This is a genomic window from Vibrio zhanjiangensis (genome assembly GCF_030161235.1).
GTDB classification, from domain to species: domain Bacteria; phylum Pseudomonadota; class Gammaproteobacteria; order Enterobacterales; family Vibrionaceae; genus Vibrio; species Vibrio zhanjiangensis.
The window spans coordinates 1-26,270 of record NZ_BSPW01000027.1 but is presented as its reverse complement, the minus strand read 5'-3'; the positions used below and the strand labels follow the sequence as shown (position 1 = coordinate 26,270).

Below are 26,270 nucleotides of genomic sequence, written 5' to 3'. Positions count from 1 at the left end.
GGTAGAAGATATGACTACAGTAACGGGTACTAACAGCACAACGCTATTTGCGGGCATGGAACAAACAGAGCAAATGTCGCTATCACAACTAAAAGCCGCAGTCATGCATGATAGAGCAACAGAAACTGAAGAAAATGTGCGTTATAAATTGGTGGATATGCAGCAGCAAACCAATGAAATGAAGGCAATTAATGACGTTATGCAAATGCTGCGTAATGATATTAGTAATATCAAGGGCAATAAGGATGACAGCAAGGGACAAATGTCTAAAGAGGTTGTTCAATTTCTCTCCGACAATGTTCAAGGCTTTGAGCCCCATAATGACTTATTACTAGGAACTGGCAAGTATGGGCCACTAGGCCGTCAATACTTTACTGGGACTCGAGTATTTACAAGAGCAGATATGCAGCTGCAATTGGATAACGTGAAGGCGGTGTATGACAACCTTGCATCACAAGGTTCAATCGATATGATCCGTACCAACGACGCAATGTCCAAAAACAAGAATGCTGTGGATGCTTATAGCACTATTGTTAAGAATGACGGTGATGCTAAAGAAGGTATTATTAGAAATATGTAAGAATATTTCTTTATATGTTAGGCGTTTCCCAGTCATATTGTTCGTATATGATTGTGAGTTTATTAAAGCCAAGTTTAAATTAATTAAAATAAAATTGTTTTGAGCATTTCATGTTGGGGTTCAATGCAACTTAATTTTACTTTAAATTAATTTTTAATTTTTAATTTTTAATTTTTAACTTTTAAAGGAAAAATATGACTACAGTAACCGGTACTAATAGCACAACTCTATTTTCGGGCATGGAACAAACAGAGCAAATGTCGCTATCGCAGCTTAAAGCCGCAGTAATGCATGATAGAGCAACAGAAACTGAGGAAAACGTGCGCTTTAAATTGGTGGATATGCAGCAACAAACCAATGAAATGAAAGCGATTAATGACGTGATGCAAATGCTGCGTAACGACATTAGTAATATCAAGGGTAATAAGGATGATAGTAAAGGAACAATGTCTGCAGAAGTTGTGCAATTTCTTGCCGACAATGTTAAAGGTTTTACACCCAATGACCCATCGGTGATAGGCGGAAATCTGATCACAGGGGAGCTTTTTTATGGTGAGGCCAAATATACAAGAGCGGATATGCAGCTGCAATTAGATAACGTAAAGGCGGTGTATGACAACCTTGCATCACAAGGTTCAATCGATATGATTCGTACCAATGACGCAATGTCTAAAAACAAAAATGCCGTGGATGCATACAGCACTATTGTCAAGAATGACGGTGATGCGAAAGAAGGTATTATCCGCAACATGTAGTGAATGGTAATAGACATATATTTTGTGCTTAATGCTAAAAATTAAAGGGTTGTATAGACATCGACCTATATCTTGAAAATGATATTACTAAATATTTATAAGGATGAGAAATGGAAGAAGAATCAGTAAAAAACTGCACTCAAGAAGATATTTTGCAATATCTGAAAGGTGGAGGAACATTAGCTGAGCTTCATGAGTTTAGCCCAACAACATTAGAAACAGTCTATCATGCTGCTTTTAATTACTACAATATGGGTAGCTATGAAGAAGCAGTTAGTATATTTCAATTTCTATGTGCGTTCGACCACTTCAAAGTGAAGTATTTTATTGGCCTTGGTTCATGTCTATTTATGCTTAAGCAATATGACTCTGCTATAGAGACATATAGTTATGCAGGCCTTATAGACGGTGATGACCCTAGACCTCCCTATTATTCTGCTAAGTGCCATTTAATGCTGGGCAAACACCAAGCAGCGGCAAGTGGATTTTTCGCGGCAAGCCAAATGAGTGGAAATTACAATCAATTTGATGACATTTGTGCGGATGCAAAAAGACGTTATAAAAAAATGAACTTAATTGAGGGATAAATTATGGAAATAACTGGAATGCTATCAAGCATAATCAAGAATAGCCTTGATAACGTGCAAACTGAGGCCAGCAATGTAAACGTTGTACCAACGAAAAGCCTTAGTCATGATATTCCTGTGACTGTGAGTGAGAGTCATGTCCAAGAAAGTGGCTCAAATGCACCAGTTTTAGAAGAACCTGCTGGTCAACAAACCGATATCTATGCCGCCTTGATGTTGGCACGAGCTGCAATGCAAGACAGTCAAGTCAAATTCTCGCAAACCGATGTAAAAGCGGCTCGAGATCAGAATAAAGCGGCGCATGAAGACCGAATTGCCCAGCAAGAAAAAGCCATTGAAAAAATGGAAAAAGCGAAGAAAGGTGGCTTGTTCAAAAAAATATTTGGTTGGATAGCAACAGTTGCGGTTGCGGTTGCTGCAATAGCTACAACGGTAGCCACTTTTGGTGCTGCTGCACCAGCTGGCGCGGCAGCGATAGCTGGAGCTGTTGGAGCAATGGTAGGAGCTGGATTAATGGTGGGACAGCAAGTTGCTGCTGAATTTGGTGTGTCACTAACAGAAAAAATAGCCGTTGGACTCACTAAAGCTTTTGGCTTAAGTGAAAAAGTAGCGCAATTAATTGCGGACATAGGCTTTGGTATAGCTGTTACTGCGCTAACACTTGGTGCAGGTGCTGCAGCAAGTGCTACTAAAGCAGCGACCAACACACTAAGCACTGTCGCTAATACTGTAAACAAGGTATCGCAAGGCATCGCTGGTGTCGGTGCGGTTGGTCAGGGTAGCAGTCAAATTGCGACCAGTACTCTTTCTCACCAAGCAGCCAAAGCTCAGGCAGATGCGAAAGAAACCCTTGCAGAAATCGCCAAGAATCAGGCACAGATGGAAGAAATGGAAGAAGCGATAAAAGATGCTTTGTCTAAGCGAGGTGAGATTATGGATTTGGTGATCGCTGCCATGAATGAGAATACAAATTCACAAAATGGGATCATCAGACATGGTCTAACAGCATAAGGATATTATTATGACAACGATAGTTAATGTTAATCTTGCAAGTAATACATTGTTCCTCGAGGGTTTAGACACTTTAGAAGCGAACAAAGCGAACGATGTAAGGCATCCTCAGGTTCCTGTAGTTGCAGTAAAAGGTGCTGAGCGAGATATTAAACATGAAGTTGGTGATTTAGAGTTACCGCAGGATAACTTATTTTCTCAAGCCCATGTGAAAGGAGCGATAGCCGCAATTGGTGGTACTGAGGGTTCTGAAGTTAGCCTTGCTGAAACACTAATTCTATTCCATCAAATGTCTATGGAGCACAAAGAAGCTGAAAGGCAAGAGCGTAAAGCGAATGTCGCGGCCATTCAGACATCGATACATAGTCAGGCAGATAAAATTCGTGATAGTGCGAGAAGTTCGTTTATCGGAGGCATTGTATCAGGCGCTACATCAATCGTTGGAGGTTTGGCAACTGCTGGCGCATCATTCAAGTCAATCAAAGGCAACTACAGTGAAAAGCAGACTCAACAAATTATGGGTCTTGCAAATGGTTCAGCTCAGGTATACAACGCAGCTGGAGGTATGGTTAATTCTGTTATGGAACTTCATGCGGGTAATGCGAAAGCAGAAGGTAAGGAACTTGAAGCAGAGCAAGCTGGGTATGAAGCGTTGAAAGAGGACTCCAAAGCAAGGTTTGACTACTCCAAACAATTGATGGAAGAAGTCAAAGACGCTTTGAAGACTTATTCTGAAACAAACAATCAAATGATGTCAAGTATTGTGCAAAGCATGTAAACAAAAGTAGCCACTTGTTTTAAACAAGTGGCTACTTTTTTATATTGTTTGGCCTGTTTAACTTGTTTAGGTTTTTAGAAAAACCATTACCTACTTTACAGAGATAACAAAAGTGATATTTATCTAAATTTAGTTTTTTATGAGTTCTTTTCCAACGTGCTTAGATAATCTGATGTGACCAGTTCTTACGCCGATGATTGATGAAAAATGTCACAATATAACCAACCACCATTTGGAGAGTGCGATATCTCCTCCAAACTCAATCAACTCCATGAACGTTTATCCGTTCCTGTGAACTTTCAAAAAGCAGGTAAGGTAGTTGGTGTTACAGGCAATATGATAAAAGCCTTGATGCCAAGCGCAGCTATAGGACATATGTGTTATCTCAAAACACCAGGTCAACCGGTTCTGTATGCTGAAGTGATTGCTATTCAGTCACCTTATACACTGCTTGCCCCTTTGGGTGAGGCTCGGGGACTTTCAAATCTTACTCGAATTATAAATACGCGTAAGCAACATGAGATAGAAGTAGGTGATCACCTTCTTGGTGCGGTGCTAAATGGTCTTGGAGAGCGTTTTCCATCGACCGCATTTTCTTCAGTATCACCCTCAAAAAGCACTCAGAAAACGATGCGGGCTGTATTTCAAGGTGCGCCAGACCCGATGACTCGACCACCAATAAGTTCCCATATTTCTCTTGGAGTTAGAGCTATAGATAGCATGCTGACTATGGGTGAAGGACAGAGAATGGGTATTTTCGCCGCCGCAGGCGGTGGTAAGAGTACTTTGTTATCAATGATCATCGCCAATACAGAAGCAGAGGTTGTGGTACTGGCATTGGTGGGTGAACGTGGTCGAGAAGTCCGAGAATTTATTGAAATGCATATGGATGAAGAAACGCGCAAGAAAGCTGTACTGGTTATCGCGACTTCAGACAGACCATCAATGGAAAGGGCAAGAGCAGCATTGGTTGCGACAACCGTAGCCGAGCATTTCCGAGAAAAAGGGAAAAAGGTCCTACTCATGGTCGATTCTTTAACCCGTTATGCTCGAGCACTTCGTGAAATGGGTTTAGCTGCTGGTGAACCCCCAACTCGAAGAGGCTTCCCTCCATCTGTATTTGAACAATTACCACTCCTACTAGAGAGGCCTGGTATCACTGAACAAGGTTCTATAAGTGCTTTATATACGGTGCTTGTTGAAGGTGATGATATGACGGAGCCAGTCGCTGATGAAACTCGTTCTATTTTGGATGGGCATATTATTCTCTCCAGAGAGTTGGCTGCAGCTGCACATTATCCGGCAATCGATATTCTCCGTAGTGCTAGTCGAGTGATGAATCAAATCACTTCTGAAGATCATTTGGCGAGTGCCAATAAAGTCAGGAAATGGATGGCTACATATGAGAAAAATGAGATGCTGGTAAGGTTGGGAGAGTATCAAAAAGGGAGTGACCCTGACCTAGATATTGCCATCGCAAAGCGTTCGCAAATTCAAACTTTACTGCAGCAAGGTACACACGAACCTTCTGATTTTTCTGAGAGCCTACGACAACTGGAATTAACGGGACTTGGATAATGGACTGGAAGATTCTCGAAGATATCAAACGTAAACGTAAAGATACCGCAGCTAAAGAGATGAAAGAGAGATTATCTGCCTATCAAAAAAGTGAGCAAGACGTGTCCGAACAAGAAGCTATTCATACTCAATTGCTTTCCTCTCTACAGCAGATATCTCAGTCGCCTTTTAGTGACAATGTGCCACTTAGTAAAGAGGCGCTGAATAACTGGCAGCAACAAGTTGCCGCTGCAAAAAATAAAGTAAATGAGTCTGCCAACACTATTGTGAAGCTAAAAAAAACCTCACAAGAACATTTTTCACAATGGGAGACCGCACAATCGTGTTATCAATCTGCTCATAAGAAATACGAAAAATGTGTGGAGATCAGAAAAGAAGATGACAAACACCAATTTCAACTTGAGCTTCTCGAAGCAGACAAACAGCTTGACGAATTCTTACCCAAGCAAAGCCAAAGCAACATGCAGCTCTAAATGCGGTGATCATAAAAACGTAGAAGAAAGAAACGATTCACGCGATAAGTTTGGAGAAGGAAAAAAGCGCCAAGAAGAGGAACTTTTGTTTAATGAGTTGGTGTTGGGGCAAGTAAGTACTTTTGAAAAGCATTCGCCAATTGCGCAACCAAGCAATGGAGAATCAAGAGATTTGAATAACGTACGTGCTGTCGTTCGTGAGTGGGCCGAAAAGCTTTGGGCTAGCCACAATGGTGAGATGCTTAGGGTTACTGCCAGAGCTGGTGAAATCCCAATTACGATCACTTCATGTCTTGCAAATGGGATGGCCAATATTTCTATTTCATGTACTAACCCCGTTTTTTTTGAACGAATGAAACAGCATCGAGCCGATCTAGATCGCAAGCAATCAATTGCAAAAGTGAGTTTTGAGCTGATTACTGACAGTCCATTTTCTCTTCATATGGACCAACTTCAAGATGAGGAACACTATTATGAATAGTACAGCACTAACAGCCTCTGAGTGGTTAGCCCAGTACAAGAGCAGCTATGAATTTGTTCATAAGTCTTGTACATGGCGACTCTCACAATCCTCAACGCAAGCAGATATGAAGTTAATGGGCCTATGGCAAGGTAGCCAATTCGAACTTTTTTGCTCGGCTCAACAGGTTTTAGCGTGTGTATCTCCATCAGTTACACCTAAGGTGTTTGAAAGCCTTCCGCTAACAGCAAGGCAATTGCTAATCCAACCAGTATGTGAACAATGGTTTCTTTTAGTTGGTGATGACTATCCCGATATTTCAAATGTTGAATTAATTACTGAGACTGAATTTGATTCTCAATTAATTTGCTTGTTGCCGACCGATGTGGAGGAAAGCGGTCAGCAATCTATTGGCTGGTTTTTTAATTCTGATTGCCCCGAAAATCTTCCTATACTCGATGTGTTACTCTCCAGCTGGCCTAAGACAGAGATCATTGACCAACCTCAACCACCCCATTTTTTGAGGTTTATATCTGGTCTACAGCCACTAACAAAAGAAGAATTATTGACCCTTCATACGGGATCTCTAATCCGTCAAGGCTATGTTTTTTATCCTAATATAGCGCTTGCTGATTGTTCCTCAAATAACCATAAAGGGCTACCTAAAGAAGTGACCCTTTGCACAGGCACGGCAGAAAAAAACTATTGTGCTGACAATAGTCTAGACATATCGATGATACATGAAGGAAGCCCTTGGCTTGTATATGAAGTCGCAAGTATGACAGTGACAAAAACCCAGTTTGAGAACATTCTCGAACTGGGCATTGATGATGACGCTCTCATGCAGCAACTAAGTGGAAGTATAGTAAATATCTACCTTTTCGATGAACAGAAGAAAATTGTTTATTGCGGGCAAGGAGAAATCGTACTTTTTCTTAATAGTTACGCTGTGCATATCTCTCATTGGACTAACCCAACAGAGCAGGCCGAACATGTTTAATACACCAGACGCTTTCACCCTAATCGGCGGCTTAACTTTGGTAGGCCTGCTTCCATTTATTACTGTGATGGCAACTTCTTTTGTGAAAATATCGATCATTTTTGTTCTGATCAGGAATGCTCTTGGTGTACAGCAAGCACCACCTAATATGGCCATGAACGGACTTGCATTGGTACTGACTATTTTTATCATGGCTCCAGTAGCATATGAATGTCATCAAATTGCCCTTGAGTTGGGAACTGAGTGGGAAAACAGTACGGAAGCGATGCAGGGCATTGGCCATATACTAGAGCCGTATCGCCAGTTTCTACTCAATAAAGTCAGTCAGACCGAAGTGGATTTTTTTGCCGATACGGCGAAACAACTCTGGCCGCCTGAGCATAGAGACATTATAGATAACGAAAGCTTTCTTGTGTTGATACCAGCTTATACGGTAAGCGAACTTACCTCGGCATTTGAAGTGGGTTTTATTCTTTACCTTCCGTTTATCGCTATTGATTTAATCGTTTCCAACATTTTGCTAGCAATGGGGATGATGATGGTATCACCTATGACTATCTCACTTCCCTTTAAGTTACTGCTTTTTGTCTTGCTAGATGGCTGGACACGATTAACCCACGGCATTGTATTAAGTTACCAAATTGGGTAGGACACGAAGATGGAAGAGTCACAATTGATTTCCTTGACAGCTCAGGCTATGCATCTGACATTAATTCTTTCGCTACCAACGATCGTTACAGCAGCGGCAGTAGGTGTTCTCATCGCACTAATCCAAGCACTAACGCAGGTTCAAGAGCAAACGCTAGCATTTGTGGTAAAGTTGGTTGCAGTCGTAGGTGTAATGTTTGCTACCGGTCACTGGTTTGGCAGCCAAATATACCATTTCAGTCTACAAATTTTTGAATCTTTACCCAAAGTGTTGTAGTGCGATATGGATGGGTTAAATGAGCTTCTAATCTCTTTTGGTCTTTGCTTACCAAGATTAATTGGTGCAATGATACTTATTCCAGGTTTTTCTACTCGTGTGCTTGGGGGGCAAATGGTACGTAATACCATTGCCGCGGTACTTGCTCTGCCATTATTTCCAGTGGTATCAGCAGATATGAATCAGCTTGATACCACGAGTTTTCTTGCCGCTATTGCAATAAAAGAAGCATTAATTGGGTTACTGATTGGTTTTATAACGGCCATTCCATTCCAAGCAATCGAAAGTGCAGGGTTTATTATTGACAACCAACGTGGGGCATCAATGGCGATGACAATGAATCCTCTTTCAAATGAACAGACAAGTCCTCTTGGAATACTTTTAAACCAAGCAGGCTGCGCGATATTTTTTTCATTTGGCTTTGTACTCATATGGTTAGGGGCAATGTACCATTCCTATGTTCTGTGGCCCGTTAACGATATGCTGCCACCATTTGCCCAAAACGCGACTTTAACTGCATTACAAGCTTTTAGTCATATTATGGAAATTGCATGGCGCTTAGCTGCTCCAGCGGTGATTGTTATGTTTTTGGCTGAATTTGGCCTAGGGTTAATGAATCGATTTGTTCCCCAAATGAACGTATTTATATTGGCAATGCCAATAAAAAGTGCTTTAGCCATCTTAATTCTTATCTTATACCTGAACCTAATGTTCGAGGCGTTTCTCGAGGAAATGCTTGTTTTTATTGACTTCACCTCATGGATGACGGCGTTTTTAGGAGGCTAAAACATGGAAGAAAAAACCGAGAAGCCGACCCCTAAAAAAATCAAAGATGCACGAAAAAAAGGTCAGGTCGCAAAAAGTAAGGAAATACCTTCGCTAGCCCTTATGCTCACCACTCTGATTTGGCTACTTCTAGATTCTGGCCGAATTAGCGTAAAACTAGAAGAACTTTTTTCTGTGACTGGCTTTTTAGAAAGCGAGAGCTTTTCCAAAGCGGCTGAAGGCGCAATAAACCATTCGTTCGGTATTGTTATGGAAATTCTTTTGCCTTTTTTACTGCTAGTCGTTGTGGTTGGTATTTTTTCCAATATTGGTCAATTTGGACCATTGTTCGCACCTGAATCAATGAAACTAGATATTAAGAAAATAGATCCAATATCGGGAGCAAAAAAAATATTTGGCAAGAAAAATTTCATCGAGTTTTTACTTTCGCTCATAAAAGTGATTATCTTTTCAATCACTGTTGCATTCGTGATATATACTGAAATCCCCAACATTTTGCAGTTGCCATATGCTTCGGCCAATTCCATTCTTCCCGTTGCAGCGCAACTATTCATCTCTCTGTTTGTTATTGTTACAGCACCTCTTTTTGTGATCGCTATTCTCGACCTGCTATTTCAGAGGCACAACCATGAGAAGGAACTGAAGATGAGCAAGGACGAGGTAAAGCGAGAATACAAACAAAGTGAAGGAAATCCAGAAATAAAGCAAAAACGGAAAGAGTTTCATAACGAAATTCAATCTGGTGGAATGAAAAAGCAGTTAAAGAAAACGTCGGTCGTTATTGCTAACCCAACCCACATAACTGTAGGTCTTTTTTATGATAAAACAGAGGCTCCGATTCCCGTTGTCTCTTTAAAATATACGGGTAAACAAGCATTACGTCTCAAAAAACTTGCCCAAAAAAACAACATTCCTATTATTGAGAACATCCCCCTCGCAAGAGGCTTATACGCAGACGCTGATCTTTATGAATCAATTCCTAGAGTACATTTCGAAGCCGTATCTGACGTCATAAAATGGGTGAATTCTCTGAATCATCACGACAACTAATTCTATTTAACCTGAACTCGGGATAAAAATAGACGGGAACTGTTATGACGATGCTTTTGTTGTGAAAGTGTTCTGTGCAACTTTTTCAGGACACTTTTCTAAAGGACTTTCATAGTCGATCGGTGACATATCGCCGTTAGTCGTATGTAGCCGATCAGTTACTGGTATGGCTATCTATAACGCCAAGTCTATGGCTGATATCGTCGACCGAAGAGGTAAGCCATTTGCGTTACCCAGCGCACTCACTCAACTTAGAAAAACTTGGGAAGCCGATCTAAAGCTCTGGCTACCATCAGCCGTATAGGCGCCTACAGATAATTCTTTCGTTGGTTTTTTGATTTTTTTATTACTATTTTTGGTGTTTTTATCATCATTTTTATCTTTTCGGGTGTTATCTATAGCTTAGATAAAACTCTCGCATTAAATGATAAAGGCAGTAAACGATGGTTATTGAGACTAATAAACTTAATCCTACAACAGTGGTAAATAGTGGTACAACTCAACTCGAATTCAAGAAAAACCCGGTTGCACGTTCACTGACTCGGGCGTCTAATGACAGGAACGCAACACCGAAATCAACTAATGCAAAGGCAATAGCTACCACTCCTGATGGCCCAGCAGTCGGTAAAACTGTCGCGGCTGTAGAAAAAAAAGTAGGTTTTGAGCAAGAATCCCAGGCAAATACTGATGTATTGGAAACTGAAACTCAGGAACATATAGAAAGCTTCTTACAAAACTTCGAGAGTATCCACCGCGATTGGGAGGAGTTTAAATTACTTGGTTACAACAGAAAATCTCCGCAAGTCAATCAAGAAGCGATTACTGAGCTGAAGAAAACTGCAACTGAATTGCGCCAACACAAAGATCAGCAAGTGATTGATAAGGCAACGGAAGTATTGAGTCTTTTAAAGAATTTCCCTCAAAAAGATATCAACGCACTGGTGTCTCGGAAGTTGGCTCATGACAATGAAAAGGAGCGAGGAAAAGCGGTCGTGATGGTTGCACATGTCAATGCTTCTATCGCTATGTTACAGGATGGCTTAGAGACGCTTGCTCATAGTCGCCAAAGAAACCTTTCGCAAAAGGTAAAGGAAAAGACACGCGACGCCGTGATAGCTCAAACATTGACACATCTCTCTCAAGGAAAAGAGGATCAAGAAGCGCTGACAGTATCGTTGCAGACGATATTAGATGAGGATAAAGGACCGTTAGCTAAAAAATTAACCAAGGCACAATCGTCTGAATTTGAGGCAACTTGTATCACTGAGGCTGAGAAGCTTAGGGAAAAAGCACACAGCTTGCAAGAAACAGCGACGCGAGTATCTCGACCGATGATTAAGGTAAGAGGGTTTCTAGGAAATGTACATAAGTCGCCCATATCTATTGAGAATCGAGTTAAAGCTGAGAAATTTTTAGCAAATTCTTCGAACTTGTTGAAGGAGCTGAGTAACGATATTAGTGACAGCGCTCAAGCGCTTTCCCCTCAAAAATCGACTATCAGTAAAGTGGGTGCCTCCGTGGGGAATTCGTTAATAAAAGCCCTCGTTGCCTTTGATAACCCTGATTATGCGTTAGAGTCCGCAGCCAACATGGTAGAAAAGGGCGGGAAATCAATTGCGATGGGAGCTAATGCACTCAGATCCACAGCAATCTATGGCACGCATAAAACCACACAGGCAGCGAACACAAAGAAAATTAATCACTTAGAGACTGCTGAGCAAATTGTGGATTCCACTGCCCGGGCATTTCTAAACCAGATGTTAGGAGCGCAAGAACATATAACGCGTTCGGTCGACCCACTCCTGTCCACATTGACGACCTTGATAAAAGAAGATGAGAAGTTAAAAGAGAAATTAGGTTGGAATTACGCAGAAGACTTTGCTTTGAGCGGCGATATTTCTACCAAAAATATGCAGAAAGCCTTGCAAAGTAAAGAAGGAGAGAGCAGAGAAAGGGCGGTATTGAATGCAGTTCTAGACGAGAGTTTAAGGATAAGCCAAACTCAGAAAAGCAAGGAGAGTCGAAGTTGGTTTCAGAGCCATGAAAACCTCAAACAAAGTGTTGTTACAGTAAACCAGTCGATAAATCGAGCTTTGACTATGATCTCTGATAGCAATCTTCAAGCTGTTCAAGAAAGGATACTCGATCGTGTACCTGTTGAATTAAAGCCTGAGGTGACGAAAAGTCTAGCTGATCTGACTTGTCAAATGGCAGATTACAGAACTCAGTTAGAGAAGTCAGTCAAAGCCCTAAAAACGGCGGTAAATTTGTCTGGGCATGGTGATTTTGAAGATGCTAGGAAAAATGCACTTGCGGCGAAAGAAGAGGCGGGCAAAGTTAAGCAAAAGATCAAAACAAAGAGTACCGAACTCACTGGAGAATCTCTTCACACATACTCACGTCATGGGCGATTAGCCAAGTCAATCGGTGAATGGATCAATAACACCAAACTAGAGTTTTCTGACGAACCGAAAGAAGTGGGGGAGATTATTGATCGTGTGCTACAGGGGCTTGAACATGATGGTCTAGGTAAGTTGCTGAGTAAACAAGGGGACCCGTTGGCTATTCTTGGCAGTGAACGGGTAAAAACCGCAGAATCTGAAGCGGCAGAAAAGATGTTACTTTGGGGGAAAAGTGCTGCTGAAATCATGAAAGAAAGGGGCGACTTAAAGGATTACTTTTTTCGCTGGGGAGAGAAAAATGTTTCCTACGCGGCGGCGGTAAGTCTTATCGGTGGTGCGGTCGGTGAAGGAGTCGCCGCCTTAGAATATCTTGCTGATTTTGATCCGAGTCTTAAGCCTAAAATGGGCCTCTTAAAGGTAGCTTTGGCTCCCCTCACTATGGAAATTGGCATTCGCAAACTTAAAAACTCAGTCAAGCCAGGACAAGATTTACCGTTTGAAGAGATCAATCAATATGTGCGGGAGGAATCCTTAAAAGCGGCTTTTCGTTTGGCAACTGGGCTTATGCCTCGCGGGGCTAAGAGTGCCTTAGGTGCTGCCATTACTGTTGGCGGGTTAGCGACTGGGAATAGCAACCTAGGTAAGACGGTTAAAAGTCATTTCATTCTTGATACCGCATACGTGACTGGCTTTATGGGAGCGAGAGCTGTAGCCGATGAAGTTATTGGAGAAGTGTTGAAAGGAAAAACGCTATCAGAAGATATTCAGCCAACAGAAGAGCTTTCCAATGCTTTTGAACAGTCGAGCGCAACTTCTAACACCTATCCAGCTATTGCTCGAGGTAAAGGTGAATATAAAGAGGCGGTCGTTGATGCCCAGATGGAAAATCATACAGAAGAAGTTGCTGGTAATGATTCTGTTGGGGGACATGATAACACGGATCTAAACATACAGTCTTTGGTTGATAAGGTCAAAGTGAACGGTAGTAGTGACGTTCAAGCAAAGACTCGCGAAGCTCTCAATACGCTATGCCAAACAGAAGACGGGCGGGCAATGCTCAATATACTCATCAATTCTGGTATGGAGTTTGAAATTCGCTATGCAGGTGAAACAGGCGACGAGCTTAGACAAGAGGGGGGCCGAACGTTTTTCGCAAGCAGTACTGATGTCGACAACGGCATAATCTACTTTGATCCATTTAATACGCTGTCAGCGACAAGCGGGGAAGATATTGAAGATGATGAATGGCGTGAACGCGATCCATCCATAGCACTGTTTCATGAGTTGAAGCATATATACGATCGACTTGCATCCCAAAATGCTAATCTTGATGCGGATGTGTTTACTGAAAATGGGTATCGCCAGCAGTTTTATGCACTTAGAGGAGAAGAGGCAGTACTGAGGGATGATGATAGCCACGGTACTTATGCTGATGGCAGAGTCGGGTTTTGGGATAATGGTCCACGAGCAGGCGAGTTTGACGAAATTGAACTTGATATGTACGGTCATCACCATGGAGACGAAGGCTTTCCGTCTTTGAGAGAGCGATTTCGGAATGGAATATTCTCAGAGGAAAGAGCAGGGCGTTATTCTGGCTCGCCACATACCCCCGAAGAAATCGCAGAGAAAGCCAATATTGTCAATGAACTCTTGCAGAATTCAGGTCAGCCTCCCTTATCTTTCGAGGAGCGTCTGCTAATAAGGAATTATCCAGGTTTAGAGCCCTACCAGATTACAGACACAGTTAAATACTGCCGTGAAGAAAACGATAATTGGTACTTCAATTCGGGAGCGTTAGACAGCGCAAGAGAAGACTTGCACCATAGTGTTTTAGCTAATCGAGGGATTTTTATCGACGAATTTCTTGAAAGGGAGATATCCCAAGACATGGGTTATAATCTACGCCAGAAGTATTCTGGGGATAGCCCTAATTCAATTCTTGACCAAAAAGTGACCGTCGTTTACGACAAACGTGTAACTACTCGCGAGAAAAGTACAAACGGGAAGTCTGGGGATTACAAAATTACCGATACTACACCTAGCAAAACCTTTACAATCAGGCAGATTGCCAATGATGAACATTTGAAATACGCACGGGAGAATGATCCTGCTGGTTTAGGAAACTATATGAATGTGAGCCGTTATCAGGCCGAAGACTCTGATCTTGCTGATTTGGCAAGAAAAGTGACCGACCGTGATTTCCAAACTGCCTATGACACACATATTCAGGCACTTAAGAACGATTCAGAGTTTATGTCGTCACTTGACTATTTTTATCAACAGGCTTTTGAAGCAAAGTTGGAACAGCTAGGTATATCCGAACGTGATGTTTTTCAAGTAGATGTAAAGATGCAGGTCAATGGAGGGTGGTCATGGAACAGTGAAGACGTAGAAGATCACTCGTTGTTCGCTTTCTACGACAAAGATAACAAACTCAAGCTTTTCTCTCCCCATGATAATAGAGAGCCATTTACATTTGATGATGTTTCCGCTGCAAATAATGCAATGCTGGATAATGACAGCGAGTTTGCAACGTGGGTTAGGCAGTCTTCTGACCCGAAGTGGCAAAGCTATTTAGACAAGCCCAGAGAGGGAAGCTTCTGGTCTTTTACCGATAATGATCACGCAGAACTGGAATTGGTAAAGTGTGATGGTGGAACTGCCAGAAGAAACACGAATGCAATGCTGGACATGCTCAACAATTATATGGACATAGCCGCAGAATCAGACCTTGAACAAGTTGGGCATAAAGTCCTCAGCATATATAAAGATACTATCGGTGTTGTAGCCTTGGCTGCAACGGAGGGATTTCCTCCAGGATTGAAGTTTTTAGCAAGAGCGGCAAATGCGGCGATTCAAGGTGGGTTGGAAACAGGACTGGCGGAAACGGTTGCTGATAAACAAGAGGCAGGAGCAAAACTCGGAGTAAGCGTGCTGGGAACTGCGGCGTTTCCGGCCGGAGGTGGGGCAGCTAAGAAAGCGGGAGGGTCGTTAGGCCAGTTAATGGGGCAGGGCAAGGATGCAGCTCAGAATACTGGGGCATCAATGGGGGGAGCAACGCGCTACGGCCCATACGCTGCAAATAAAGGGGGATTAGCGGGAACCATTGCCGGAGCAATGGTTGGAGAAAAAGGTGAAGAGCCAACTCAGCCACCGAGCCTAGGTTCATTCCTCCAAGTTAGCCCGGCTCCTAGAGACTTGTCTCCAGATGACAAATTAAGAATGTTGAATGATAAATTTGATGAACAAATGTATCAAGCATTGAGTGAAGATCGCTTTTCAAATCAAAATGACCCAAATCACGAACGATTAAGGCGTTTTCTTACCAATGTATTAAGTAGGCCTTCAAGCCAATTCGGCGAGCTGAATACAAGGGAGTTTCTTGAGGGTGCGATTGATGTTGCGAGTGATTCTGTAGTAAATCACATACTACCTAAACTGCAACAGGCGATGGAAGTTCTCAGTTCTGGTGGTACAGTTGAGAATGTTAGAGCTTTATTTGCTTAACCTTCAGTAGCTGAATAGTAGCCACTATTTTCCAGATAGAGCACTTATAAACCACAAGATGGGAAGCCTGATAGCTTCCCATTGTGGTTTAAATTCTGGATAACAACAGCGATTACAAACCCAATCAAGTAGAGGTGCTCGCAGATCTACTGCCAATTGAATTCATGAATAATGCTTACGAGCTTACTGATACCGCCACCCTCAGAAAAAGAAAGCTGATTTTAGAATTAATGGCATGGTTACTGGTTGGTATGGCTATCTATAACGCTAAGTCCATGGCTGATATCGTCAACCGAAGAGGTAAGCCATTTGCGTTACCCAGCGCACTCACTCAACTTAGAAAAACTTGGGGAGCCGACCTAAAGCTCTGGCTACCATCAGCCGTATAGGCGCCTACAGATAATTCTTTCGTTGGTTTTTTTGATTTTTTTATTACTATTTTTGGTGTTTTTATCATCATTTTTACGTTTGCGGGTGTTATCTATAGCATAGATAAACCTCTCACATTAAATGATAAAAGGTAGCGAACCATGTCTAGAGTAGATAAGAATCCTCAATTTCCATCAGTGACGAAAAGCGGTGGCACTCAACATGCTCCCGAGCAAACTTTTGGTGCAGGTTCATTGACTCGGGCGTCTAATGACAGGAACGCAACACTGAAATCAACTAATGCAGAGGCAATAGCTACCACTCCTGATGGCCCAGCAGTCGGTAAAACTGTCGCGGCTGAAGAAAGAGCAGTGGATTTGCCAAAACAGTCGCTTGTTGAAGCTTTAAAGGACAAGCAACAAGAAGCAATAGAGTTTATCGAAAAAGGCTACAACGAGCTTATCATTGAGATTGACAAAGGGTTAGTACCATCACTGCGTGAAAGGATTGCCGAGATAAGATCGAATCGAGATTCGCAGGCCTCTAATCTGGGACCAAGTGAAGAGACATTAAAAGGAATTGAGCGGTTTTTAGATAAAATTAAAGACAAAGCGAGCGTTAATTCGGATGATAGAGGGTTAGCTTATCAGTTTGCACGCCACGTAAAAACAAGCATTCAAGCCGTAGATGAAGCGTTAAAGCTGGGCCAGATGAATGCGAGTATAGGTTCTTTATCTCAGTGGGAAGTGAAAACGACCGATGAATTCCTGCACAGCGACGACTTTTTCAAAAACCACAAGGGTAAGTTTGAACCCAAATTGGCAATGGATAAACTCTGCAGCTCTTCAGGGCAAAAATTGATGGCCCAACATTTGGTTAAACAGCGTACTGAGGTTATGAAGACTCTGACGGCCAACAACAATCAGCTATGCAATTTATACGTGAAGTTAGATAGATACGATAAGGATGTATTGGGCACCGACTATTTTTCGATGCCAAGAGACATCATTGGCGATATCCAAAGTTTGGTTCATAAAAGTGCCAATGAGTTCCGTGGAAAAGCGGGCGTTTTTAACAAGCCCAAAGACGCATGGGAGTACAAACCATCTTACGTCACTCAAAAGCCGCCCCTTAAAGAAACAGTGAGTCGTTTTTTTGTAGATTCAAGTGGCAAAACACGCGAAGCATTCAAATCACTCACGGGCACGGTTGCCGAAAAAGTTAAAGGCTTACCTTCGAGCACTCTCGGCGTATTACAAGAGCTTCCAAAGCAAGCTGAACTTACATCGTATACGCTTAATCACTGGAGAGATGTTGGTCATAAAAAAGCGAGAAAAGTTGGATTTGATAGGATCAGAGCGCCTGCTGGGTTGAAAACTGAGGAGCCGAAAGTAAAGTCTATTGTACGCAGCATGTATTGGCTAATGCAGCAGCCAGCTTTGCGTATGCAATATGATTTAAACCCCTTACAAGCAGCAGCAACAAACTTGAAAAAAGATAAGCCTTTAGAAGCGGATTTTGCCGCTGAAGCGATGCAAGATTTCGCACAGGCCGTGATTGATGATTTTTCTACTGGAAAAGCCAGTGGGAAAGAGCAAACAAGTTCTGATAGTAAAAAAGATAAAGCGGGTCAAATCAAAGAATTCCACCAAGCTTGTGATAATGCATTAGAAATATCCAAGGATATTGAAGAACAGATTGCCAACTTGCCTAGTGCGTTGCAGGAGCTTGTTAGCTCGCACTCAGATAGCTTATCAGAGTGGGGACAAGCAACACTGAAGACAGAACTTAAGAAGATCATTGACTCCAAATTCTATGATCCTGTAAAGAAAGAGTTAGAAGGTATTTCTAACAAACTGAGTGGCAAAACATCATTTACGGAAAATGAGCTAGGTGACATCATCCACCAAACCCGTATTGCAAGTCTCTCAGGCCAAAGTGACTTGGACAATCTCGATCTTAAAATTACTTCTTTAACAAGTAAGCGTCTCGACCCTTTTTCTCGCCATGCTAAAGTTGCCAAAGACTGGGGTATGAAGGCTAATGAGATGATGCCTGAAACGGACATTCCGACGGCTGAATCACTACGTCAGACATTACAAGCAGAGGACTTGCTTGATGCCGTTAAGTCAGACGATGATCCGGAAGGGATTCTATTTGCGACCCGAATGTGTCAAGAATGGCACTACGCGCGTAAAGATAAAATCATTTTGCCCAAAACACCAGAGCAACACCTTGCAGACGAAAAATCGTTTGCTGAATTTGCGGTAAAGTGGGGGCAGAAACAAGCGACTCGAGGTGTGATCTACGCGGTCATTGAGGGCGGTGTTGACCTCGCGGCTGGCGCTACTGTCACCCTAGTAAAAGGAACAGTCAAAGCGGGGGTTAAAACAACGATAGCGTCATTTAAAATTCCGTATAAGGTCCATCAGATAAAAACGGGTGTCATGCCTGGGGAAGACTACCCATACAAGGTTGTGCAGGACGTGGTTAATAATAGGTTGAAGCAACTTGGGTTTAAAGCCGCTATGTCTTTTGTACCCCGTCCGATAAAAACAGTCGCTGGCGGTGCCTTGGTGCTGAGTGCTTACGCACATAACGCAATGGTGGATCCTAAAGATAAAATTAAGACAGATTCTTGGTTGAAGACTCTAGCTGTAGAAGGTGGAATTACCGGCGCGGTTATGCCGGTTTCAATAGCGGCAAGGGCCGTAACAAACAAAGTGATGGAAGCCAAATTAAAGCAGGATTTGACCAACAAGCATATCCCCGAGCAAAGGCAAAAGCTTCTCCAAGCATACCAAGACTATACCAATGGCATAAAAACGCAATTTGAGCAGATGAAGCAGCAGTTTAGGGATGAAATGAAGGACAAACTGCCCGAAGCTGTCATTAGCGAGATGATTGAAGCTCAAGATCTTGCATTTAAGACTGACCTAGCTGAACTTCAAGAGCAATGTAGACAAAAGTTGTCAGATAGTTTTGATAAGGATATGCAAGATCTTAAAAGTAAGGGGTTGATTGATAGTTGGGACCCTTTGTTTACCAAGGAAGAAGAGGTAGACCTTGAAGGCAAAACAGACTCTATGGAGTCAGTTGAATCTGAAGCAGAAAGGACTGATGTGCCAGAACATGTGTTGCCATCATCAGCCGAAGCAACTCAATCGGAACCATTTCCCGGTCCAGTAAGAGATTGGCAATACAAGGTTTCAGAACATCACACCATTGAGATAAAGGGTACTCAAGAATACTTTGATCATGTATCTGCAGTGTTTAAGCAACTTTCTGAGACTAAAGAAGGAAAGAGATTGCTCGAGGCATTGCAAGGAAAGGACTTCTCGATTCGTTTTCCAGAGCCTGAGTCATATCACGGTATGACCATTTATCCTGCTACCACGGATTTGGAAAAAAATGTAATCTCGTTTGACCCTTTAAGTGTCTCGTCTTTTGACTCTGACAGTGCTGCTACACAGCAGCCACTACTGAAGCTTGCCCATGAGTTGATACACATCCTAGATAAAGACAATCTAATCAAAGGCGGCTCAAGGTTTACAGAAGAAGACCTGGAACGATTAGAGCATATGGCGGTAGGCATCCCTTATGTTCAAGACGGTCAAACACACGATTTTAGCAAGACAGAGGTGAAACAATCCCACCTTAAAGAAGGCGCCCCTATCTTCACGGTTAATCAACTTCGGAAAGAATTAGGATTGGACCCTAGAACTGAGTATAGCGAAGGAGTTGGTATTGATGATGGGGAGTTGCATTATCAATATCAAGACAACCCGAGCATGGAAACAGAAGTTCAATTCTATAAGAATTTCTTCAAAATGAGTAAGCAACTTACAAAACAAATCGAAGCGGCCGAAAGAGAATTTAACAAAGCAAAGGCAATGCCGAAGTATATTACCAAGCCGCTAATGCAGGGGTCACTAATACCTACTCGCGAAGTGAACACTGAGAGATTATCAAAAATGAACGCTAGTCGCCATAAGCTATCTGTCGCTAATGGTCAATTATCTCGACTTCGTACTCAAGAAAGACAATTTAGAAGTGCCCTGCCTAATATGGAAAGGTTGACCTATGCAAAACTCTGGGTAGCAGAAGTTAAGGCTGAACAACCTGGAATGATAGGACGTCAGGGTATAATCCGGCGTGTGTCAGATGACGTTCTTATCGCCGAACAGTATTTAAAACAAGTAGAAGATGATATTAAGAATGGTCGTGGTGCTCAATTAGAACAGACCTACGCCCCTGAAAACTCGATACAGAATGTGAGTGATTTCAAGAAGACAATGGTGGCTGAGTTGCAGCAAGCTTATGCCTCAGGTGAATTTGTTAAAGTCTATGCCTTGATTTTATCCAAATTGGACTCTGTGAACCAAATTCTATCTTCAGGGGAGGCGCTTTCACCAGAAGATAGGCAAGCTCTAGAAGAGCAGAGGCAGTTATTAGGGCAAGCAGAACGTATACTTTTCAACCAAGCATTTTCTTCATACGTGCCTGAAGTGCGTGATCTCTTTTTTGACCCAACGCCTGAAGAGACACAGCGATTGGTGATGGATATAAGCAGCACTATTTCTAATGATCCTTCTTTTGAAGGTTATCGCTGGCCGCTGCTACCTAGTGAAAGGATATATCTAGAAAAATACGGATATGGTGAACAAGAAACTCTAGCTGATACCATCCTTCAATATCGGCAAGGCCGATGTGAACTGCATGAAAACACCGAACAAGTTGAAGCGCAGTTTTATGCATCGAGAACGGATATTGTTCAGCCCAATGGAGAGATCTATACCGCAGAGCAGCAAATTCTTGATATTAAGGAGCACGGTGGCCTGATTCAATATGAAAAAGAGGTCATGAATCAAAACCGCATGACTTACTTTATGGATAGAGTCTCTCCAGACAGTGCTGCACAAAGGTATTGGAAAAAAAATGGAGTCGATGAGCCTAGAAAGGTCAAATTTGCAATCCGTCATATGGAGCGTACTCCAAGACAAGTCACAGACTATATCAGAGAACATAGAGGAACGGGCTATCAAGGCTTAGAACAACTGATTGGTAAATCTATAACTTATAATTCAGGCGGCCACCAAGAGCATTATACAATTGGTTATAGGGATCTCGAGTCTGCTTTGGGTAAAGAACATTTGTATTCGGTTAATGCAGATGAGTTAGAAACAGCAAATTGGAGCTCCGAGGAGTATGCTCAGCTATTACGACAGCGTGCGACTGAGAAAGTTGGAGCCATTTCTGATAGTAATGAGAGAGCGGCGACAGAGAGCTTATTAGATAGAGTCCTACATCCTAATCTATACATAGAAGAACCAATCAATACTCCTTATATAATCAAGCCTTTTATCGGTGACTATCCATTAGAGAACATGATAGTAATCGTTGATGGTGACCACTATACCATGATCAGCTTAATGCCTGATGGAGAAGTACACAACTTTTCTTCTAGGCAAGAGCTGAACCAGTTCTTCGGTGATGCAAATAATCGTGAGTATATTCTCTCTCATGCAAGCCTATACAATCAAATGGATGGGCGTGTTAAAAGAGGGATGGTGACGATATTGGAAGAGCTTTCTGCATCAGGAAACAATGCTAATCAATATATTTTAAAAGATGCATTCAAGCATAAAATGAACGCAAATAATCTCTTCGATACTCTCGCTGAAGATGCGAAAGGTTATTCTCAAAGCAGACTTTATAGCGAAGTAGACCTAGTGACCGGGTTAAAAAATAACTATGATAAAGGCTTAGGTGATACGGTGACTGTCAATACCGAGCCAAGCTATGAACTTCCTAATCACTACCAAACAGATAGCTTCAATAGGCTTTATAAGACTCTGAATGATGCAGATCTCCAACCTATGATCACAGATGAAATTGATGATTTTAAAAATAACCACCTAGGGGTATTTACGCAATACCTTGAAAATCAGTATAAGAGCCAAATTGAAAAAGCAGAATCGGATGGTGTACTGAGCTCTCAGGAGGCCGACGCACTACGTAATATTCCAGATAATGCATACGTTCCATCATTGAGCAATGGTAGAAATCATTATCCTTTAGAAGGTATGTTGTTGACTCGGCAAGGAAACGCGATCATTCTTGTGAGTTTGCAATCCAATGGGGGCGTGCATAAGTTCAATAGTGAAAAAGAGTTTAATCTATTTTTTGCTAACCCTGCGAATAAAGATTACATCTTATCGCATATGAGCGAACGCAATAAGCAACCAGGGTTGCTCTCTAGTGAAACCCCAGCTCGCTCTTTAGAAATTCTGGCTTCATGGACTAATAAATATTATGGTACTGACTTCCCCGCACGTGAAGCACGTCAATATGAAGGGGTGGTCGTACTCTCAGAAAATAAAAGAGCCAATGTTTCCCATCCTCAAAACATCATTGGTCAATCACATGTTAAATTAGATCAAACTGATGCCTTTGAAACCATGGCTGGTAGAATGCTGGATAGGCTAAAGAGTGATGCTGATACGCTAATCACTTCGGATGCCGAGTGGGCGACGGATAAGTTTTTCGAGATATCTGGTTATATACTGGGTGCAGCTTCAATAGCGTTGACGGGGGGCGCTGCAGCTGGGATCGGGGGTGTTTACGTTGCGGGTGCCGCCGTTGTGGTTGATGTAGTCAGTGGGGTACACGGTGTTGCTGAGGGTTTATACGTTATTACTCAAGGTGATACGGCTGAGGAAAGAAATTTTGGCCTTCTTCCGCTCGCGCTCGCTCCTTTAGATATGTTCGGTGCCGCAGGCAGTGCGGTAGAATTGAGGCGATTAAATCGGATGGATGGTAATGACTTTGGTCTGACTGGAGGGCGTGGTGCACCACGTAATGCAGGGGAGGTATCCCCCTCTCAGCGGTTGGATGAATCTGATGGAATTCTGAAAAGATTAGGTCTAGGAAGGCGAGACCCAGAGCCATCTAAACCAACGTTTGAGCCTAATGAGGCTCTTGATAGATTTAGACATGTTGACACGCCATCCCAGCAGCAGTCAAAGATTGATGAAATCAAGGATATTGTATCTGAAGACAGTGAGATACAACGTTATATCAATGACCCGACAGAAAACTGTGAAAATGCGGCGAAAAGAATAAGGACTCTTCTGCGTGACAATCCAGATGTTGAGAACATCAGGGTTGTCAATATGGCTTTTTGGGATAACGCTCTTGGGAATGAAGCGGATGTGTATACGAATCACTGGGTGATCTTTGCCGAATATAAGGGGGTTGATGTGGCATTTGACCCTACAGCAGGTCAATTTAGGCAACGACTCGGGATAAGTGGACCTATTTTTGATACTAGAAACAACTGGTTTGCGACCTATCAGGATGCCTTATCGAGTAAAAGAAATACATTGGCTAAAATAGCGGAGGTTGACAATTTTGCGAGTGCTCCATTCTTATCCAGTGGGCAGTTTTCAGGCTTTCAACATGTAGAAGGGGCGCAGGTACTTTCAGATGCTCATTGGTATACATCTACTGGCTTCGATCAGAACCTCAAAAAAGCGGAGGAGTTGGTCAATAAAAACACTGAGCAAGCGAAACGCGCTCAAAAGATGAAAGAAGAGGCGTGGCGTAGGTATCAAAAAGAACACAAGAACACACAAAAAGATAACCCACAAGGTATAAACTCCCGCGACTCTGCTTTTGGAAGTGGTCACGTAGAAGGGTCTAATCCAAGTGGGCCCCCACAGGACTTATTTCTGAATCAACCGCATGACGGTGAATTATCGAGTTTTTGTGGCTATTACGCTCTTAGCCATTACGAAGGCAGGGAACTTGATTTAGATGTTTTTCGCGAAAAGGTATATGAACAGTTCAGAAGTATAGGAATACCAGACAGTGACATTCCACAGTTTGTCAAAGACAATGGAACGGGCATGGAAAGTATTGCTGTTGCTGAATATAATTTTATCGAATCAACAGACCCCACAAGAGCCATAGAAAGTGGTCGGTTTATGGCGGCGACGAACAGGAATGGGGGGCATTGGTTAACATACATACGTGATAATCAAGGTAATTGGTGGGAATATGACAGCTGGACAGAAAGAAGCCTAGTTGGCAATGAACAACAGCTCCGGAGCCGCTTACAGGCTGATAACATGACGAGTGTTTATTACAAGAATGCGCCCAATAGCAGAGTCGCTGAAGGTTTGGATGCGGTAGGCACTTCGACTCACAGAGTTAATGGACAGTTAGTGTCGTCTACCGATCTCCAAACTTCGGGCGGTTTTAAGCCATATGTGAAGCCTAGCGGCAAACAGTATATCTATTTCCCGTTCATGAATGATGAACGAGTGAACAAAAGGCTTATTCCTCTGCTTCGTGATTTAAGCGATAAAGGTGCCGATCCATATGAAGTTGTATTTAAAAATCAAGAGCAAATAGAGGAGTTTCGACGAATTCTTATCGATACATATGGTCCAGCTGATGCATCGTCTTTGGAGCCGAAGTTTCATTACCTTTATGGTCTCGAAAAAACCGATTTAAGTGATCTCAACTCAACAGATATGTTATATGTGAGTGGTCATGGGCAGCCGGGTGAAGGATTTATTTATAGTGCTGCTTCTGATACTGCTCCTAAAATGAGCGCTGGGGATGTTGCTCATGACATTGACGGTATGTTATTACCTGAGGATGTCCCCGTCAAAGTGGCTGCATGTAACAGTGGTGTAGGGAACCCTGAAGAGATAAGAGTGTCTTCGTCAAATGCCGATCATGGCGAGCTCTACTCAGAGATCACCGATAGGAGGAACATGGGAGATTTTGATGCATCACTCACAGGAAAATTAGAAAATGCATTAATGGATCTCCAACCAGAAAGACAGCCAGGACTAGTTTACGGTTTCCTCGGTTTTATTACTAACAGACGAATTCGGACAACTATGGGTAGAATTGAGAATGGTCAACTAAAAGTAGACGTCTCTACACACGCATCTGCTGGTTTTGAAACTCCGACTGGTAGCTTAGTCGATTTTAGAAGAAGTGACATGATGCGTGGTCGATATTATGAGCCCAACCCAATGTTGGGGAGACATGGCCCACAGGATCTATCTTCAGAAATACCGCCGATTGATCGTGATGCATTGAAGGCAAACCATAAAAAAGTGAAATCTAAGGTAACACGCGAAAACGGCCTCGTTCTTATTCAAGCCCAAGGTGGAGAGCCGAGTAAAAAACTCTATTTGGCTTCAGGAACGGACAGAAATTCAATTAGAGAAGCCGCTTACACGGTATGGGAAAATAGCGCGAAAGGTAATGGTGTACCATCAACAGATGTTTTACTAGGTCCTGAAAGTTCGAGCCCGAGTATAAGCGCTATAGTAAGACAGATGAATGGTGGTGACCTAAGTCAATATGATGAAGTGTCAGGCTATTTTGGTGGAAGTTTCGTTAGAATTGTTAGAGTGGCGTCTGATGACCAAGCAGAAGATAGATATGAAATAAGCATTGAAGAGCTTGAAACAAAAGTATTGGAAGACGATACGCAAGACACCAACAATCCGGAATCACAGAGAGAAGAGCCAACTCAGCCACCGAGCCTAGGTTCATTCCTCCAAGGTAGTCCGGCTCCTAGATACTTGTCTCCAGAAGACAAGTTAAGAATGTTGAATGATAAATTTGATCAACAAATGTATAAAGCATTGAGTGAAGATCGCTTTTCAAATCAAAATGACCCAAATCACGGACAATTAAGGCGTTTTATTACCAATGTATTAAGTAGGCCTGCAAGCCAATTTGGCGATCTGAATACAAGGGAGTTTCTTGAGGATGCGACTGATGTTGCGAGTGATTCTGTAGCAAATCACATATTACCTAAACTGCAACAGGCGATGGAAGTTCTCAATTCTGGTGATGGTAATACAGTTGAGAATGTTAGAGCTTTATTTGCTTAACCTTCAGTAGCTGAATAGTGGCCACTATTTTCCAGATAGAGCACTTATAAACCACAAGATGGGAAGCCTGATAGCTTCCCATT

At 42.4% G+C, this 26,270-nt stretch carries 16 protein-coding genes and 1 pseudogene; all 17 read left to right on the top strand.

Features of this window, described 5'->3' with window-relative positions:
- The first annotated feature begins 10 nt into the window (after positions 1–10).
- The 17 genes and pseudogenes from QQK21_RS08265 (at position 11) to QQK21_RS08185 (ending at position 26,187) form a co-directional block, all read left to right on the top strand.
- Positions 11–580 carry a hypothetical protein gene (locus tag QQK21_RS08265; RefSeq protein WP_284191725.1) on the top strand — a complete coding sequence of 190 codons (570 nt, stop codon included), beginning with the start codon at positions 11–13 and terminating at the stop codon, positions 578–580.
- 194 nt (positions 581–774) lie between these two features.
- Positions 775–1,335: a hypothetical protein gene (locus QQK21_RS08260; protein WP_284191724.1), complete on the top strand. Its 561-nt coding sequence runs from the start codon at positions 775–777 to the stop codon at positions 1,333–1,335.
- Between the two features lie 110 nt (positions 1,336–1,445).
- Positions 1,446–1,922, top strand: coding sequence for a SycD/LcrH family type III secretion system chaperone (locus QQK21_RS08255; RefSeq protein WP_152431819.1), 477 nt, complete (start codon positions 1,446–1,448; stop codon positions 1,920–1,922).
- A 3-nt stretch (positions 1,923–1,925) separates the two neighbouring features.
- Positions 1,926–2,933 carry a type III secretion system translocon subunit SseC family protein gene (sctE, locus tag QQK21_RS08250; protein WP_284191723.1) on the top strand — a complete coding sequence of 336 codons (1,008 nt, stop codon included), beginning with the start codon at positions 1,926–1,928 and terminating at the stop codon, positions 2,931–2,933.
- Positions 2,934–2,943: 10 nt separating this feature from the next.
- Complete coding sequence (gene sctB / locus QQK21_RS08245; protein WP_284191722.1) at positions 2,944–3,711, top strand: type III secretion system translocon subunit SctB; 768 nt, start codon at positions 2,944–2,946, stop codon at positions 3,709–3,711.
- A gap of 207 nt (positions 3,712–3,918) precedes the next feature.
- Positions 3,919–5,289 carry a FliI/YscN family ATPase gene (locus QQK21_RS08240; RefSeq protein ID WP_284191721.1) on the top strand — a complete coding sequence of 457 codons (1,371 nt, stop codon included), beginning with the start codon at positions 3,919–3,921 and terminating at the stop codon, positions 5,287–5,289.
- Positions 5,289–5,762 carry a hypothetical protein gene (locus QQK21_RS08235; protein ID WP_284191720.1) on the top strand — a complete coding sequence of 158 codons (474 nt, stop codon included), beginning with the start codon at positions 5,289–5,291 and terminating at the stop codon, positions 5,760–5,762. Before QQK21_RS08240 ends, QQK21_RS08235 begins: the two co-directional genes overlap by 1 nt.
- The gene (locus QQK21_RS08230) at positions 5,716–6,243 is read left to right on the top strand and encodes a hypothetical protein (RefSeq protein ID WP_284191719.1); all 528 of its coding nucleotides are present in this window, start codon (positions 5,716–5,718) and stop codon (positions 6,241–6,243) included. The genes QQK21_RS08235 and QQK21_RS08230 overlap by 47 nt, the downstream gene beginning before the upstream one ends.
- Entirely contained in the window at positions 6,236–7,222 is a 987-nt protein-coding gene (locus QQK21_RS08225) for a hypothetical protein (RefSeq protein ID WP_284191718.1), read from the top strand. Before QQK21_RS08230 ends, QQK21_RS08225 begins: the two co-directional genes overlap by 8 nt.
- Complete coding sequence (sctR, locus tag QQK21_RS08220) at positions 7,215–7,871, top strand: type III secretion system export apparatus subunit SctR (protein WP_284191717.1); 657 nt, start codon at positions 7,215–7,217, stop codon at positions 7,869–7,871. Before QQK21_RS08225 ends, sctR begins: the two co-directional genes overlap by 8 nt.
- Before the next feature lie 9 nt (positions 7,872–7,880).
- Positions 7,881–8,147, top strand: a complete 267-nt coding sequence (gene sctS / locus QQK21_RS08215; RefSeq protein ID WP_284191716.1) for a type III secretion system export apparatus subunit SctS — start codon at positions 7,881–7,883, stop codon at positions 8,145–8,147.
- Between the two features lie 6 nt (positions 8,148–8,153).
- Positions 8,154–8,933, top strand: coding sequence for a type III secretion system export apparatus subunit SctT (gene sctT, locus QQK21_RS08210; protein WP_284191715.1), 780 nt, complete (start codon positions 8,154–8,156; stop codon positions 8,931–8,933).
- Positions 8,934–8,936: 3 nt separating this feature from the next.
- The gene (sctU, locus tag QQK21_RS08205) at positions 8,937–9,983 is read left to right on the top strand and encodes a type III secretion system export apparatus subunit SctU (RefSeq protein WP_284191714.1); all 1,047 of its coding nucleotides are present in this window, start codon (positions 8,937–8,939) and stop codon (positions 9,981–9,983) included.
- A gap of 166 nt (positions 9,984–10,149) precedes the next feature.
- Positions 10,150–10,287: a hypothetical protein gene (locus tag QQK21_RS08200; protein WP_284191713.1), complete on the top strand. Its 138-nt coding sequence runs from the start codon at positions 10,150–10,152 to the stop codon at positions 10,285–10,287.
- A 139-nt stretch (positions 10,288–10,426) separates the two neighbouring features.
- Positions 10,427–15,892 (top strand): M91 family zinc metallopeptidase, encoded by a 5,466-nt coding sequence (locus QQK21_RS08195; protein ID WP_284191712.1) that lies wholly within the window; start codon positions 10,427–10,429, stop codon positions 15,890–15,892.
- 92 nt (positions 15,893–15,984) lie between these two features.
- Positions 15,985–16,245 (top strand): annotated as a pseudogene (locus QQK21_RS08190) (transposase domain-containing protein); the annotation flags it as partial.
- A 177-nt stretch (positions 16,246–16,422) separates the two neighbouring features.
- Positions 16,423–26,187 carry a M91 family zinc metallopeptidase gene (locus QQK21_RS08185; RefSeq protein WP_284191711.1) on the top strand — a complete coding sequence of 3,255 codons (9,765 nt, stop codon included), beginning with the start codon at positions 16,423–16,425 and terminating at the stop codon, positions 26,185–26,187.
- The last annotated feature ends 83 nt before the right edge of the window (positions 26,188–26,270 follow it).